Origin of the sequence: Loktanella sp. M215, assembly GCF_021735925.1 — a bacterium.
Taxonomy (GTDB): domain Bacteria; phylum Pseudomonadota; class Alphaproteobacteria; order Rhodobacterales; family Rhodobacteraceae; genus Loktanella.
This window is the reverse complement of record NZ_WMEA01000001.1, coordinates 1,154,177-1,168,986: the sequence shown is the minus strand read 5'-3', so window position 1 is coordinate 1,168,986 and position 14,810 is coordinate 1,154,177. Positions and strand designations below refer to the sequence as shown.

The window sequence follows — 14,810 nt, the reverse complement described above, 5'->3', positions numbered from 1 at the left end:
TCAAAAAAAACCCCGCATGTCCTTGCGGACAGCGGGGCAAAGTTAGTGCCTGCACGTCAGCCCATGTGGGGCTGACGCGTCGATGGCACCGGCGGTAACTGTGAAATTCTAGGCGTGCTTGGCCATTTCGGCGCGGACCTGCTGGCGCAGCAGGTCGATGGGCACACGCTGCCCTTCGCGCTTGAACTGCCAGTAGGTCCAGCCGTTGCAGCTGGGCGCACCTTCCAGATGGGCGCCGACCTGATGGATCGACCCCTTGATGTCGTCGCTGGACAGGGTGCCGTCGGCGCGGACCTTGACCGTGTGACGCCCGTTGAGGGAATAGAGCTCTTCCCCCGGACGCAACATGCCGCGTTCGACCAGCACGCCAAAGGCGACGCGGGGTTCGGCGCGTTTGGACGTGCTGACCTGCAGCGCCTCGTTATCGAACTTGCGGACCTTCGCGATGCGCTTCTTCGCGACCTCGCGGTAGGCCTCCTCACGCTCGATTCCGATGAAATCGCGGCCCAGCATCTTGGCGACGGCGCCGGTGGTGCCGGTGCCGAAGAACGGGTCGAGCACGACATCGCCGGGGTTCGTGGTGCCCAGCAGAACGCGGTGCAGCAGGCTTTCGGGCTTTTGCGTCGGATGCGCCTTGTCGCCGTTGTCGTCCTTGATGCGCTCGTGACCCGTGCAGATCGGCAGCATCCAGTCGCTGCGCATCTGGATGCCTTCGTTCAGCGCCTTCAGCGCCTCGTAGTTGAAGGTGTATTTGCTGGCCTCGGACTTGCCGGCCCAGATCAGCGTCTCATGCGCATTGGTCAGCCGCTTGCCGCGGAAGTTCGGCATCGGGTTCGACTTGTGCCAGACGACGTCGTTGAGGATCCAGAAGCCCTGATTCTGCAGCTCTGCCCCCATGCGGAAGACGTTGTGATAGCTGCCGATCACCCAGATCGCGCCGTTCGGCTTGAGCAGGCGGCGCGCCGCCTTGAGCCAGTCGCGGGTGAATGTGTCGTAGGCGGCGAAACTGTCGAACTGGTCCCAATGGTCATCGACGGCGTCGACCTTGGAGTTGTCGGGGCGATGCAGATCGCCGCGCAGTTGCAGGTTGTAGGGCGGATCGGCGAAGATCAGATCGACTGATGCTTCGGGCAAACTGTTCATCCGTTCAATACAGTCGCCGTCCAGAATTTGGTTAAGCGGTAGCGTGAGGCCCTTTTGGGCCTTTGTTTTTATTGTCATGCTCTGCCTCTATCCCGGTGGATTTTTCCACTCGTTGATTGGGGACAGGATGACCGTTTGCGCCTTTGAGAGGCAATAAAGAAATTGATTTACGGCGTCTGGTTTTTTTCTTGCCACAACATCTTGTGGATAGGGGCGAAGGTCCTGCGGTGATGTGGTGACACACCGTGACATTTCAGCCCTTCATGATGTTCGCGCGTCGGATAACCGGCGTTTCTCTCCCAGCCGTAGCCGGGATGCTGTTGCGCCAATCCCACCATCCAGTCGTCCCGCCACACTTTGGCCATAATTGAGGCCGCGGCGATGGACAGGGACCGGGTGTCGCCCTTCACGATTGTCCGGGCGGGGCATGACAAGGCCGGCGGCAGGCGGTTGCCGTCGATCAGCGCGAAATCGGGCGGTTGCGGCAGATCGGCCAGGGCACGGGTCATGGCAAGGTGGCTGGCGGCGAGGATGTTGATGTCCTCGATCTCGGCCACGGTCGCCATGCCGTAACCGACTTGGGCCACCTGCGGAATCAGTGCGAACAGCGCGCGGCGGCGCGCGGCGGTCAGGGCCTTGCTGTCGGCGATGCCGGGCGGAATGCAGTCGGGGTCGAGGATGACGGCGCAGGCCATGACAGGCCCCGCCAGCGGGCCGCGACCGACCTCGTCCACGCCGGCGATCCGGGTGAAGCCTGCCGCGCGGGCGATGCCTTCGAAGGACAGGTCTGGGGGTGGATTCGCCATGCGGCCACCTTGCCGCATCGGGCGGCGCTGGAAAAGGGCGGCCGGGACGATCCCGACCGCCCGATGACGGACGTGGCAACAGGGGCAATGGCCACGCCCGAACTGGTCAGTACCGTGAACGCAGATCCGCCCGGCGCAGACAGGCGGCATCATAACCGTCGCGGATGCCGCCCCAGGTCTCGACCCGGACGCGGCAGGCCTGCGGCAGGCGTCCGGCAAGGCGCGGGTCATCGCGCAGGCAGGCCGCACCGTAGATGTCCTGCGGGCCATAGCGCGTGTCGACGCGGGCAAGGCAGCGCGCGGGCAATGCGGGCGGTCTGTCGTCGTACCGGGGTGCGACGATGACCGGGGGTGCTGTCAGCGGTCCAAGCCCGCCGTCGTGCCAGCGGTCGTGGCCGCCCTGCTGGAAAAGGCCGCGCCAGTCCGGCTCTGCCCCGGTGTAGTGGCGCCCCTCGGCCACGGACGCCGTCGGGGCGATCAGGACGGCGAGCGACAGGATGGTTGCAAACAGCGCTTTCAGCATGATGTATCACTCCTGCGGGCGACCCGGTGTGCGGGTGGCATTCAGGCCGCAGGGTCGCCGCTTTGCCCTGCGTCAGGCAATAACATCCGCTGGCGTCCCCCACCCCGAACCGATAGCATTGGCGGATATTGCATAACACGCAGGATTGCGGTCAGCCTTTCTTATGATGAAACAGCTTCTTTCCCTGATCCTGATCGGCCTGCTGGCCGGAACCGCCGCACAGGCGGACTGCTATGCCGACTACAAGGCCAAGCGCGACGCGCCGCTGCGCCTGCATTACGGTGTGGCACAGGTGAACGGAGACTGCTCCAAGTCGAATGCCGCAGCGGAACTTGCGCCGCGGTTGCAGGCGGACGGGTGGGCGCTGCTGACGGTCGTGGGCGTGTTCGATGCAAACGGTCTGGACAGCAGAAAGGGCAGCGCAGGTGAGTATTTCCTCCGCTACTGAAGCGCGAGAAATCGGCAATCGCATCATCGTCGGCGGAATCATCGGCATCGTGGTCATCCTTGCGGCGGCGGCGGTGCTTCTGTTCGTCAACCTGCCCGATGCCAACGCGTTCAATGCGCGGGTCGAACAGTTGTTCGTCGCCAACGACAACCTGACCACCGGGGCCGAGATCAAGTTGCTGGAGATTCTGGCAGGGTCCGGCACGGCGTTTTCCGACACGCTGTCGTCCTACCGATTCGTGATCTTCGTGCTGCTGGTGTTCGCGACGGCCCTGCTGGTCGCGGCGATTGCGTTTCTGGTCATGCTGATCGGGCTGACCCGGCGCATGGGCCAGATCGAGCGCAAGGGGATCGAGGTGAACAGCCTGCTGATCAGCCGCGATCAGGGGTCGGTCTATCTGAACAATTTCGAATTCAAGCTGACGGCGGCGGCGATCGAGACGCTGTCGGTGCTGGCAGAGGCGCGGATGGACGACGAGGTGCTGTCGGGCGCCGAGATCGAAGGCGTGATTTCTGGCCGCGATCCGTCGGACTGTGACGAGGCGGCGGGGGCCACGCGGATCAAGCGGTTGCGCGATACGCTGGGCAACCAGATGGTCAGCGAGTTGCTGGTCAAGAACATCGCGCGCAAGGGCTACATGCTGGCGATCGACAAGGACGTGATCCGGATGGTCTGAGCGGCTGTCAGAGGCCGAGCCGCGACAGGGCGCTGTCGAGCGGCACGGTGTCCGCGATTTGCAACCGCACCGGCAGGGTCAGCACCTTGGACCGGAACGCGTCCGGCAGGCGGACCGCATCCTTTTCGGTGGTGACAAGCTGGGCCACGCGGACCTTGGCTTCGACCTCCAGCCTTGTCATCAGCGCCTCTGTCAGGGGCTGGTGATCTTCCAGCGCCTCGGCGCGGATGACGTCGGCGCCCATGGCGCGCAGGGTGGCAAAGAACTTTTCAGGATGGCCGATCCCGGCGAAGGCGAGCAGGCGCAGGCTGTGCCACGGCATGCCGGTGACGAGCGGCACCAGTTCGCCGGTCAGGTCGGGGGGTTGCCAGCGTGTCGCAAAACCCGCCTGCGCTGCGGCGTCACCGATGGCGAGCAGCAGGTCGGCGCGGGCAAGGCCGGTGGCGACCGGTTCGCGCAGGGGGCCTGCGGGCAGCACGCGCCCGTTGCCGAAGCCGCGCTGCGCATCCACCACGACGATGGACAGATCCTTCACCACGCTGGGATTCTGAAAGCCGTCGTCCAGCAGGACGACGGATGCGCCCGCTGCCTGTGCCGCCTGCACGCCGGCGGCGCGATCGCGGGCGACCCATGTCGGCGCGAAAGAGGACAGCAGCAGCGGTTCGTCCCCGGTTTCGGCTGCGCTGTGACGGCGTTCGTCGACGCGGACCGGGCCGGTCAGGCTGCCACCATAGCCGCGGCTGACGATATGGGGGGGCTGGCCCCGGGCCGTCAGGATCTGGGCCAGCGCCATGGCGGTCGGCGTCTTGCCGGTGCCGCCTGCGTTGATGTTGCCGATGCAAATGACGGGGATGCCGGCGCGGTAACCGTCCTGCCGCAGGCGGCGTGCAGTGGCCATCGCATAGGCGGACCCCAAGGGGGCCAGCAGGCGCGCGCGCCAGTCGGGGGCATCGGGGGGCGTGAACCAGAAACCGGGGGCGCCCATCTAAAGCCCGGCCTCGTCCAGACGCGCGCGGATCAGGGTGACGATGCGGTCCGTCGCCTCTGCCCCGCGCGAGGTCACGTCCCACCCGGCGGTCGCCATGGCGGCGACCCGGTCGGCAGAGAGCAGCGCCTCGACCGCGCGGCCAAGGGCTGCGGCGCCGTCGATCTGCAGCGTCGCCCCGGCGCGCACGAGGCGGTCGTAGCGGGTGCCATAGGGCGTCGTGCGCGGGCCGTGGATCAGGACGGCACCCAAGGCCGCGACCTCGAACGGGTCCTGGGCTGCGGACTGGGTCAGGGTGCCGCCGGCAAAGGCGACCGTGGCCAGACGCAACCACAGCCCCAGTTCGTCGGCGACATCGACGACATGGACCTGCAACCCTTCGTCCGGGGCCGCGCCTTGTGACCGGAGGCTGGCGGGCAGGCCAAGGGTCTGAAAGCGATCGACGAGTTCCTGACCATCGGCCGGGTTAGCGGCGACGGCGACCAGCAGCAGGCGGTGCGACCGCCGCGCGGCATGGCGTTGGGCGGCGGCGAGAGAGGGGACATCGGCGCGTTCGGTCTGCGTCGCCAGCCAGACGGGGCGGTTGCGCAGCGCCTCTGCCAGTGCGCGGCGGTCATCCTCGACATGGCGCAGGACGGCGGGGGGGTCTTCGAGGACGCCGACGGCAAAGGTGCGGTCGGCCGGCGCACCGGCATTCACGAAGGCCATGCGACCGGCCTGATCGCGGGTAAAGGCGGTGTGAAGCCCGCCGAGTGCGGCCTTGCGGCGCGAGCGGAACCAGAGCGAGCCGAAGTCCGCCACGTCGGCGGCCTCTGCGTCGATGACGATGACGGGGACCTGCGCCTCTTGGGCGGCGCCGAGGGTCTGCGCATCCAGCGTACCGCCGACCCAAAGCAGCATCATCGGGTCGATCTGCGCCAGATGGGCGCGCACGGCGCGGCGGCCGTCCGGTTGCGGATCGGTGGTGGCCACGAAATGCACATCCTCGCCGCTCGCCTTCAGGCGCGCGTCAAGGGCCGCGACCACCGCGAGATGGGCAGGTGTGGCACAACGCGCCCAGACGACGGCCTCCATGCGCCTGCTGTCCGGGGCCTAGACGCCGAGTTCTTCGGTCGGGGAGGCGGGCGTTTCCTCGTCCCGCAGGCGGTGGATATGCGCGATGAAATAACGGGTGTGCGCGTCGTCGACGGTCCGCTGGGCGTTGGCCTTCCATGCGTTGTAGGCGCTGGCGTAGTCGGGGAACATGCCGACGATGTGGATATCCTTGACGTCCTTGAACGCGTTCTTCGTCGGGTCGATCAGTTCACCGCCAAAGACGAGGTGCAGGCGCTGGGTCATGGGAGACTCCTTGGGACAGGGTGACGATGGCGGCAACTTACGCAGGGGACCGGGGCGATACAACCGGCGGCGTGCTGCGGGTGCAGCATGGATGCGGTCAGATCAGCGCTGCCAGCAGTGCTGCGTGGACCGCCCCCGCAGCCAACACGCCGTTCACCTGCGGATGCGGGTTGTTGAACATCAGGGGCTGGCCGTTGCGGTCGCTGGCGGTGCCGCCTGCCTCTGTCACGATCAGCGCACCTGCGGCGATGTCCCATTCCCACGACGGGCGCAGGGTCAGCATCGCGTCAAACCGCGCCTCGGCCACGAGGCAGAGGCGGTAGGCGAGCGAGGAGCGGAAGCCTTTGGTGAATGCAGGGACCACGCCGCCCTGCCAGTGCTGGGGCGCGAGGTTGGGTTTCGTCGTCAGGACGTGGGCCTGCACCGGGTCGGCCGTGTCGGTCACGCGCAGGGGGCGGCCGTTCAGGGTGGCGCCGTTGCCGAGGACGGCGGCAAAGGTCAGGCCGCGCGCTGGTAGCGTCACGACACCGGCGATCACGCGGCGATCCTCGACCACGGCGATGGCGTGGGCCCAGTCCTGAGAATGATTGATGAAGGCGCGGGTGCCGTCGATGGGATCGACGATAAACTGCCGCGTCGTGGTCAGGCGGGCGGTGTCGTCGGGGGTTTCCTCTGACAACCAGCCGTAATCGGGGCGCGCGGTGCGCAGGCGGTCGGTCAGCATAGCGTTGACGGCCAGATCCGCCTCGGTCACCGGGCCCTGATCGTCGCCCTTGTCCCAGACCTGCGGGTCGGCCTTGAAATAGTGCAGCGCGATCTCGCCTGCCGCGGCGGCGGCGTCGAGGAGCAGGGGCAGGTCAGTCGCCGGCAAGGGTCAACCCTTCGACCAGCAGGGACGGCACGACGCGGGACAGGTGGGCGCGGCCGTCGTTGGCGGCGATCATGCTGCGCCACATGTCGCGCAGATTGCCCGCGATGGTGCATTCGTTGACCGGATGACTGATTTCGCCGTTCTGCACCCAGAAGCCGGCTGCACCGCGGCTGTAATCGCCGGTGTTGGGATTGATCGTCGAGCCGATCATCGAGGTGACGAGCAACCCGGTGCCCATCTGCGCGATCAGGTCGGCGCGGCTGGCGGTGCCTTGGGTCAGCGCAAGGTTCGTCACGCTGGGCTGCGGCGGCGAGGATGTGCCGCGTGCGGCATTGGCGGTCGAGGGCAGGTCGAGCTTGCGCCCCGTCGCGAGGTCGAGCGTCCAGCCGGTCAGCGTGCCGTCGTCGATCAGCGCGCGGGCTTGCGTGGGCAAGCCTTCGGCGTCGAAGACGCGCGAGCCGAACGCGCGGGGGCGGTGGGGGTCCTCGATCAGGCTCATGCCCGCGGGCAGCACCTGTTCGCCCAGCGCGCCACGCAGGAAGGACGCGCCGCGGGCGATGGCGCTGCCGTTGATGGCGCTGACCAGATGCCCGATGAGCGAGGACGCGACACGTTCGTCGAAAAGGACCGGATAGGCCCCGGTCTTGGGCCGGCGCGATCCGGCGCGTTCCACCGCGCGGGCGGCGGCGCTGCGGCCGATCTCGGCGGGGTCGCGCAGGTCGGATTGAAAGATGCGGGTGTCGTAGTCGTAGTCCCGTTCCATCCCGGTGCCGGTGCCGCTGATCGCCACACAGGACAGACCGATGTCGGACCGGGCGTAGCCACCGGAAAAGCCGTTGCTGGCGGCCATGTGGACCTGACGGCGGGAATAGCCCGCGCTGGTTTCCGAGACCTGAGAGATGCCGGGATTTTCCTGCGCCGCGGCCTCTGCCCGCATCGCGGCGTCCTGCAGGGCTGCGGGGTCCGGTTCGGGGGACGCGTCATAGAGTTCGAGGTGTGCGCTGTCGGTAGACCGTGTCAGCTGGTCGGGGTCCGCCAGACCGACGGTGGGATCCTCGGGTGCCTCGCGCGCCATGGCGACGGCGCGTTCGGCCATCGCCGTGATCGCGGCGGGGCGGTTGTCGGAGGAGGACACGCAGGCCTGCCGCTGACCGAGCAGCACGCGCAGGCCGATGTCGACGCCTTCGGAGCGTTCCGCCTTTTCCAGCTGCCCCAGACGCACGTCGATCGAGATCGAGGTCCCCTGCACCGCGATCGCATCGGCGTCACCGGCACCGGCGCGGCGGGCGGCGTCGAGGATCTGTTGGGTCAGCGCGGCAAGGTCGGTCATGGATGAGGCTTTCTGAAATATCCCCTCCGCAGGTAGTCCGGTCGGGGCCGCGCTGCAAGGTCGCGGCCCGCAGACCAAGGGGTCAGCGGATGCGCTGGCCGTTGGCCAGCACCTGCCCGTCCTTGACCTCGATCGTGGATTCCAGCGTATCGTTGCCGATATCCTTGGCGAACATGCCCAGCATCATGCGCCCCATCATCGCCTGATCGGCGGGGACCAGCCCCATGGCGATCAGCTTGTCGATCAGGCCGTTGGCGCCCATCACGGTCAGGTTGATCTGGCCGTCGGGGCGCGGCATGCCGGGGAATGTCGTGGTATCGGTGTTGCCGAAGGTGAACTGGCCCTTGCCGTCGACGGAAGCGCCGACCGCCTTGATCGTCAGCTCGTTCAGGGTCAGATCCTGCAGCTTGCCCGGAAAGCCCTGCCCCACTGCAGCCATCTGCGTGGGATCGGTCAGGGCCACGTCCAGTTGCGCGGACCCGGACACATCCAGCCGGACCGTTGCGGGGTCGCGCGGCAGGTTGGCGGCGGGGTCGATCATGGCCCAGACCTCGTCATTCACGGCAACATCCGTGAGATCGACCTTCAGGCTGAAGGGCGCGGGGGCGTCGGTGGGTGCGACGGGCGCCGAGAGGCCGAAGCCGTAGGAGGCGGCGGTCAGCTTGAAGGGGAACGGCATCTCGCTGCCGGTGACATCGGCGGCAAGATCGCTGACGGCGACGTCATAGGCCACGCCCTGTGGTCCGACCGAGGTCATCACATTGACCGGGCCGTTGGTGGTGGTGCCATCGATGGTCATGTCGCCAGAGGTCGAGAAGATGTAGGCGGACGATCCCGTCGTCAGGGTCGATTTTCCGGTGAAATCCCCGCCCAGCATCGCGGCGGGGTCGCTGACGTCGAGGTCTGCCGGCGCGCTGCTGTCGCCGGCAAAGGCGAGGCCGTCGATCTTGCCCGACAGCATGACCTTGCCGGCCTCTGGCGGGGTCACGTCGATCAGCAGGTCGAGGGCGTTCGCCTTGACGTCGTAGCTGGTCTCTCGCGTCTCGCCGGTCGATTGGTGGGTCGTGCCCGTGAGGTTGTTCAGGGTCAGACGGATGTCGCCGGTGATGTCGCCCTTGGGCGAGGTCATCTTGTCAACGTTGACGACATACTGGTCCGCCGCGACGTCGTATGTCAGATCCTCGGGCGCGCCGCTGGCGGTGATGCTGGACCCGGTGGTCGTCACGGTGAGGGCGATTTCCTTGCCGTCAGGATAGGTGATCGTCAGCGGGATCTGGGCCGTAGGCGTGATCGCCACGGTGCCGTCGGCGGCCCCCGCAAAGACGATCTGCGGGATGGTCGCGGTGACGGTCGCCGTGTCGGAGGTGCTGTTGAGCGCGAAGTCCGTGACCGTGACGGTATCGCCATCCGTGGTCACGTCGCCGGTGGTGACGTCCGCACCGGAGGCGGCATTGGCGATGCTGGACTGCCAGGCGTCCCACACCTGCTGCGCCGTCACGTCGGCCCAGGCGGCGGGCGCGATCATCAGGGCAGTGAGGCAGGCACCGGTGCGCAGGGCGAAGGTGGCTTTCATCGGGCAGATCCTTGTGTCAACGGCGGGTCATCGGTGCCGGCGGCCTTGCCGTTCCGGCCCAAGTGGGGAATTCTGGCGCCAACGCTAAAGCGTCCCGTGCGGGACGGAAAGGGAGTGCGATGAAAAACTTTGACCTGAGCGGGCAGACCGTCCTGATCACCGGGGCCAGCCGCGGCATCGGGGCCGCGGCGGCGCAGGCCTTTGCCGCGGCGGGGGCGAACGTGGCGCTGGTCGCGCGGTCGCGGGAACGGATCGCGGAACTGGCTGGCGAGATTGGCAAAACCGCGCTGGCGATCCCCTGTGACGTGTCGCGGTACTGGGAGGTCGAGCAGGCGGTCTCTGCCACGGTCAAGACCTTTGGCCGCATCGACGTGATCGTGAACAACGCGGGCGTCGTCGACCCGATCGGCGTGTTGTCGCACACGGACCCGGAGGCCTGGGGCAAGACGATCGACATCAACCTCAAGGGCGTGATGCACGGCATGCGTGCGGCGATGGGGCCGATGATCGCGCAAGGGTCCGGGACGATCCTGACCGTGTCGTCGGGGGCCGCGCATAACCCGCTGGAAGGCTGGTCCGCCTATTGCGCCAGCAAGGCGGGCGCCTTCATGCTGACGCAGGTGGCCGACCGGGAAAACCGGGGCAAGGGGTTGCGGGTGATGGGACTGTCGCCGGGCACCGTCGCGACCGACATGCAGCGCGAGATCAAGCAATCGGGCATCGGCCCGGTGTCGCAACTGGACTGGTCGGCGCATATTCCGCCCGAATGGGCCGCACAGGCGCTGGTTTGGATGTGCACCGCCGAGGCCGATCCCTGGCTGGGCAAGGACATTTCCCTGCGCGAGGACGACATCCGCAGACAGGTCGGCGTGGCGTGATCCGCACCGCGCGCGAGGGCGGTCTGGCGGTCGTGACGCTGGACCGCCCGGACAAGGCCAATGCGCTGACTGCCGCGATGCTGGCGGACCTGATCGCCGCGGTCGAGGGCGCGCGGGACGCCCATGCGCTGATCCTGACCGGCACCGGGCGCGTGTTCAGCGCGGGGGCCGATCTGGAGGATGTGGAGACGCTCAAGACCTCGTCCCTGTGGGAAGACCTGTCGGGGGCCATCGCCGCCCTGACCGGCCTGACGGTCGCTGCGCTGAACGGGACGCTGGCGGGTGGCGCCTGCGGCATGGCGCTGGCCTGCGATCTGCGGGTCGCCGTGCCGGGGGCGCGCGTCTTTTATCCGGTGATGAAGCTGGGGGTGCTGCCGCAGCCATCTGACCCGGCGCGGCTGTCGGCGCTGGCGGGTCCCGGAGCGGCGCGGCTGATCCTGCTGGGGGGCGCCAAGATGACGGCGCAAGAGGCCCTGTCCTGCGGGCTGATCGACCGCATTGCCGATGATCCGGTGGCCGAGGCGCGCGCGCTTTGCGCCGATGCGCTGGGCGCGGACCAGGCGCATGTGGCCGCGATCAAGGCGCTGCTGGGTCAGCGGTAGCGGCCCAACTGCTCCATCTCGATCGCGAGGCGGGTTTGCAGGTCGGCCAGCACGCGCATCTCGGCCCGGCGGGCGGTGTCGTCGGTCAGATCGCGCAGACGGGCGGTGGATTCGGCGATCTGGTCCTTGAGTGTCACGGCCTTGGGCTTGACCTTGGCCGCCTTGTGCATGCGGTCCATCATCGCCTCGTACGGATCGCGCGACAGGTCGAGCGGTTTGCCATAGCCGGGCAGGCGTTCGAGGGTGCCGTCCTGTGCCAGTTCGGTCATCTTCTGATCGACGAGTGAGCGGATGAAGCTGGACATGGGACTGGTGCCGTTCGGTGTGGATTGGTGCCAATCTAGGGTGGCACCGGGTCGGTGTTAAGGGCCTTTTCAGCGGCGCCGTTTCGGCACCTTCGACATGAAATCGGGCGGACGTTTTGCCACCCAGGCGGCAAATCCCGCCAGTCGCGGATGGGTCCGCAGGGCCTGCGGCGTGTTGTAGACGCGGGCGAGCTCTGCCTCTGACAGGGTGGCGTGGATTTCCTTGTGACAGATGTGGTGCAGCAGGACGGTCGGGCCGCCCTTGCCACCCTTCAGCTTGGGGATCAGGTGATGCAGGCTTTGCGGCACACCGGGCGGGATCGGGCGCTGGCAAAGCGGGCAGATCGGGTCGGGTTGCGTCGTCATCGGGCTTGCACCACCTTGCTGCGATGCCCATGAGATAGGGCGCATCCCTGCCGGAGACACCATGACCGCCCAGACCCCGCAGACCGCACTGGTGATCGGCGCAGGCCCCGCCGGGCTGATGGCCGCCGAGGTGCTGTCCGCCGCTGGCCTGCAGGTCACCGTCGCGGATCGGATGCCGTCGGTCGGGCGCAAGTTCCTGATGGCGGGCAAGTCGGGCCTGAACCTGACCAAGGACGAGGATACTGCTGCCTGTCTGGCCGCCTACGGCGACGCAACCGAGGCGTTGCGCGACGCGGTAGCGGCCTTCGGTCCGGCAGAGGTCATGGCCTGGGCGGAACGTTTGGGGCAGCCGCTGTTCACAGGATCGACGGGCCGGGTCTTTCCGGTGGCGATGAAGGCGTCGCCGCTGCTGCGGGCCTGGCTGGCGCGGCTGGCGACGCGGGACGTGCGGATCGTGACGCGGTGGACGTGGACCGGGTGGGACGGCGCGGCCGCGACATTCGACACGCCCGACGGCCCGCAGGCCATCACGACGGACGTGACGATCCTGGCGCTGGGCGGGGCAAGCTGGCGCAGGCTGGGATCGGACGGCGCCTGGGCCGCGCAGTTCGCGGATACGGCGCCGTTTCAGCCCGCGAACTGCGGCTTTCGCGTCGCTTGGTCGGATCATATGACGCCGTTCTTCGGGCAGCCGGTCAAGGCGACGGCCCTGAAGGCGGGCGGGCTTTCGTCGCGCGGAGAATGGGTAATCACCCGCGACGGGATCGAAGGCGGCGGCATCTATGCGGTGTCGCGGGCCGTGCGCGAGGGCGCGCCGCTGCATGTCGATCTGATGCCAGACATGACCGCCACGCGAATCGGTCAGCGCGTGACGGCAAAGGGCGGCAAGGCCAGCCTGTCGCAGGTTCTGAAATCCGGCTTGCGGCTGTCGCCCGTCAAGATTGCACTGTTTCATGAAATGACACGTCGGGCAGGCACCGGCGCTGGGGCGCCATTGGCCGGAACGCTGAAGGCGCTGCCCCTGATCCACGACGGCCCAGCACCGCTGGACAGCGCGATCTCGACCGCCGGAGGGCTTAGATTCAAGGCGCTTTCGGGGTTTATGCTGCGCGACAGGCCCGGTGTCTTCGCCTGTGGCGAGATGCTGGATTGGGAAGCGCCAACAGGTGGTTACCTGATCACCGCGAGCCTTGCGACGGGTCGGGCGGCGGCCTTGCAGGCCTTGGCCACCTGACTGGATCTGGCCCGCCGGACCGTCCCGAAAGGGGCGATCGGCGAGAACCCGCAGTCAGACGTCGATGTCCCTGAATAGCCGGAACTGTTGCAAGTTCGCATCGCTGCGGGGCACGCGAACGGTGCGGAAAACGCCCGCGATTTGATGAGGCACGGGAAAATGCGTGAATGGGCGGCAAACTTATCGTTTTATATCAGATACTTGCGAAGCTTTACTGCCGTGGCGCCGGCATCGTGATTGATGACGCCCGCATCATTGGATGAAAATATGTGCGAACTGGCTGTTCGAAGACGCGTGGATGCTGTTCGATTTGAACAAGCCGCTTGTTTTGCGAAATAAACGCCAGTAGACAACTTGTGATCGTCCACACAGTGCATCTAATTGGAGTACCTTACAATGCGCATCACCACCACTCTCGCAGCCGCTGCCGCAATCGCAGTGACCGGTGCCGCAGCTACCGCTGGCGGCCTGGCCCCCGAAGTCATGGAAGCTCCGGTTGTCGTCGTCGACACCCCGATGGCCCCCAAGGGTTCGGTTAACTCCGGCTTCATCGTTCTGGGTCTGCTGGCCGCTCTGGTCGCCGCTTCCGGCTCCTACTAATCCTTCATCGGATTGGACAAGATTTGAAAGGGCTGGCATCGCGCCAGCCCTTTTTGCTTTGGCGCGATGATGTGTCTGGCAGGATGCTGTGGCAGGCCGTTGGTCTAGCTGCGGGCCATGATCGCAAGGCGGATCAGCGTGCGTTCCATCAGCGCCTGCTGCGGCGCGTGGCTGGCGGACCGCATCGTCAGATCCGTGTCCGTGAGCGTGGCGATGGCCCGTTCAAGCCGGTCCCGCCCCCACTGTGAGGCCTGACGCATCAGCCTGTCGCGACGCGGGCCAAAGACCGGCGGACGCAGGCGGCCGATTCCCTGACCGGGGCCGCCGGGATCGGAGGCCACCACGTGCAACTGCCGGAAATGACGCATGGCGCCGATACAAAGCGTGATCGGCAGGACGCCCTGCGCATAGAGATCGCGCAGCACCGGGCCGATCCGCTGTTCCTGTCCACCGGCTACGACTTCGAGAATATCATCGACGTCGACATCCGCCGACTGCGGTGCGATCAGCGCGAGCTCCTCGACCGTCAGCAGTTCGGGGTCGTTCCGCTTGTAAAGGCCCAGCTTCTCGATCGTCTGGCGAAAGTCGCCGGGGGTCAGGCTGTGGGCCAGCGCGTTGATCGCATCCATGACCTCTCGATTCGGGACCTCGATCTTTGCGGCGTCCAGCAGGGTCTGGATATCCTCGGCCGAGGGCGGATCGTCGTAAAGGCCGATGGCGACGCTGGCGCGGTGGCCTTCGAAGACCTTGCGCAGGGCCGATTTCGCCGTCAGCTGGCCGGCGGTGACGATCAGCTGTGCGTCGCCGTCGCGCCAGTCATTCAGCACGTCGGTCATCAGCTTTGACAAGCCGTCAGTCGCATCCTCGACCAGCACGACGCGGGGGCCGGGAAAGAAGCCCTGCGCCTTGATGCCATCGTTGACCTGCGCGGGATCCTTGCGCAGGTCGGAGGCGGGAATACGGGTCAGCCGCATCTCGGATTCGCCCTGCGGGCCGACGAGGGCGGCCACGACCTGCACCCGCGCGGTGGCGACCCGCATCGGGTCTGCGCCATAGATCAGGATGCCTGCGCGGCCCGGATCGGGGGCGCGCAGGAACTTTGTGGCGTCCCGTCCGGCCAGTTTCATCGGCA

General features: G+C 67.1%; 18 protein-coding genes. 6 read left to right on the top strand and 12 right to left on the bottom strand.

Going from position 1 to position 14,810, the window contains the following annotated elements; genetic code table 11:
• Window positions 1–108: 108 nt before the first annotated feature.
• From GLR48_RS05655 to GLR48_RS05645, 3 genes are all read right to left on the bottom strand, one after another.
• Window positions 109–1,221: a site-specific DNA-methyltransferase gene (locus tag GLR48_RS05655; protein WP_237059514.1), complete on the bottom strand. Its 1,113-nt coding sequence runs from the start codon at window positions 1,219–1,221 to the stop codon at window positions 109–111.
• Window positions 1,222–1,310: 89 nt separating this feature from the next.
• Window positions 1,311–1,949, bottom strand: coding sequence for a ribonuclease HII (locus tag GLR48_RS05650; protein WP_237059513.1), 639 nt, complete (start codon window positions 1,947–1,949; stop codon window positions 1,311–1,313).
• A 106-nt stretch (window positions 1,950–2,055) separates the two neighbouring features.
• Window positions 2,056–2,472, bottom strand: a complete 417-nt coding sequence (locus GLR48_RS05645; RefSeq protein ID WP_237059512.1) for a hypothetical protein — start codon at window positions 2,470–2,472, stop codon at window positions 2,056–2,058.
• 166 nt (window positions 2,473–2,638) lie between these two features.
• On the opposite strand from GLR48_RS05645, the gene GLR48_RS05640 reads away from it, so the two are divergent.
• A complete protein-coding gene (locus tag GLR48_RS05640) occupies window positions 2,639–2,920 on the top strand; it encodes a hypothetical protein (protein WP_237059511.1) in 282 nt (93 codons plus the stop codon).
• Between the two features lie 25 nt (window positions 2,921–2,945).
• Window positions 2,946–3,596, top strand: coding sequence for a winged helix-turn-helix domain-containing protein (locus GLR48_RS05635; protein WP_237064390.1), 651 nt, complete (start codon window positions 2,946–2,948; stop codon window positions 3,594–3,596).
• 7 nt (window positions 3,597–3,603) lie between these two features.
• Here GLR48_RS05635 and lpxK read toward each other — a convergent pair whose 3' ends face one another.
• The 6 genes from lpxK to GLR48_RS05605 form a co-directional block, all read right to left on the bottom strand.
• Window positions 3,604–4,581: a tetraacyldisaccharide 4'-kinase gene (gene lpxK, locus GLR48_RS05630; protein WP_237059509.1), complete on the bottom strand. Its 978-nt coding sequence runs from the start codon at window positions 4,579–4,581 to the stop codon at window positions 3,604–3,606.
• Window positions 4,582–5,655 (bottom strand): 3-deoxy-D-manno-octulosonic acid transferase, encoded by a 1,074-nt coding sequence (locus tag GLR48_RS05625; RefSeq protein ID WP_237059507.1) that lies wholly within the window; start codon window positions 5,653–5,655, stop codon window positions 4,582–4,584.
• A gap of 18 nt (window positions 5,656–5,673) precedes the next feature.
• Window positions 5,674–5,919, bottom strand: a complete 246-nt coding sequence (locus tag GLR48_RS05620; RefSeq protein WP_237059505.1) for a DUF4170 domain-containing protein — start codon at window positions 5,917–5,919, stop codon at window positions 5,674–5,676.
• Between the two features lie 97 nt (window positions 5,920–6,016).
• Window positions 6,017–6,790 carry a 3'(2'),5'-bisphosphate nucleotidase CysQ gene (locus tag GLR48_RS05615; protein WP_237059504.1) on the bottom strand — a complete coding sequence of 258 codons (774 nt, stop codon included), beginning with the start codon at window positions 6,788–6,790 and terminating at the stop codon, window positions 6,017–6,019.
• Window positions 6,777–8,120, bottom strand: a complete 1,344-nt coding sequence (locus tag GLR48_RS05610; protein WP_237059502.1) for a TldD/PmbA family protein — start codon at window positions 8,118–8,120, stop codon at window positions 6,777–6,779. The genes GLR48_RS05615 and GLR48_RS05610 overlap by 14 nt, the downstream gene beginning before the upstream one ends.
• 82 nt (window positions 8,121–8,202) lie before the next feature.
• On the bottom strand, window positions 8,203–9,693 hold the full coding sequence (locus tag GLR48_RS05605) for a DUF2125 domain-containing protein (RefSeq protein ID WP_237059500.1): 1,491 nt from the start codon (window positions 9,691–9,693) through the stop codon (window positions 8,203–8,205).
• A 119-nt stretch (window positions 9,694–9,812) separates the two neighbouring features.
• Here GLR48_RS05605 and GLR48_RS05600 point away from each other — a divergent pair, with 119 nt between their 5' ends.
• Window positions 9,813–10,571, top strand: a complete 759-nt coding sequence (locus GLR48_RS05600) for an SDR family oxidoreductase (RefSeq protein ID WP_237059498.1) — start codon at window positions 9,813–9,815, stop codon at window positions 10,569–10,571.
• The gene (locus GLR48_RS05595; protein WP_237059496.1) at window positions 10,568–11,173 is read left to right on the top strand and encodes an enoyl-CoA hydratase/isomerase family protein; all 606 of its coding nucleotides are present in this window, start codon (window positions 10,568–10,570) and stop codon (window positions 11,171–11,173) included. Before GLR48_RS05600 ends, GLR48_RS05595 begins: the two co-directional genes overlap by 4 nt.
• Here the strand turns inward: GLR48_RS05595 and GLR48_RS05590 are convergent.
• Window positions 11,164–11,478, bottom strand: coding sequence for a DnaJ family domain-containing protein (locus tag GLR48_RS05590; RefSeq protein ID WP_237059494.1), 315 nt, complete (start codon window positions 11,476–11,478; stop codon window positions 11,164–11,166). The genes GLR48_RS05595 and GLR48_RS05590 overlap by 10 nt on opposite strands.
• A gap of 69 nt (window positions 11,479–11,547) precedes the next feature.
• Window positions 11,548–11,844: an HNH endonuclease gene (locus GLR48_RS05585; RefSeq protein WP_237059487.1), complete on the bottom strand. Its 297-nt coding sequence runs from the start codon at window positions 11,842–11,844 to the stop codon at window positions 11,548–11,550.
• 61 nt (window positions 11,845–11,905) lie between these two features.
• Between GLR48_RS05585 and GLR48_RS05580 the strand changes: the two genes are divergently transcribed.
• Both GLR48_RS05580 and GLR48_RS05575 read left to right on the top strand, forming a co-directional pair.
• Window positions 11,906–13,078 (top strand): TIGR03862 family flavoprotein, encoded by a 1,173-nt coding sequence (locus GLR48_RS05580; protein ID WP_237059485.1) that lies wholly within the window; start codon window positions 11,906–11,908, stop codon window positions 13,076–13,078.
• 396 nt (window positions 13,079–13,474) lie between these two features.
• The gene (locus GLR48_RS05575) at window positions 13,475–13,678 is read left to right on the top strand and encodes a hypothetical protein (protein WP_237059477.1); all 204 of its coding nucleotides are present in this window, start codon (window positions 13,475–13,477) and stop codon (window positions 13,676–13,678) included.
• A gap of 104 nt (window positions 13,679–13,782) precedes the next feature.
• Here GLR48_RS05575 and holA read toward each other — a convergent pair whose 3' ends face one another.
• Window positions 13,783–14,805, bottom strand: coding sequence for a DNA polymerase III subunit delta (holA, locus tag GLR48_RS05570; protein WP_237059475.1), 1,023 nt, complete (start codon window positions 14,803–14,805; stop codon window positions 13,783–13,785).
• Between the last annotated feature and the right edge of the window lie 5 nt (window positions 14,806–14,810).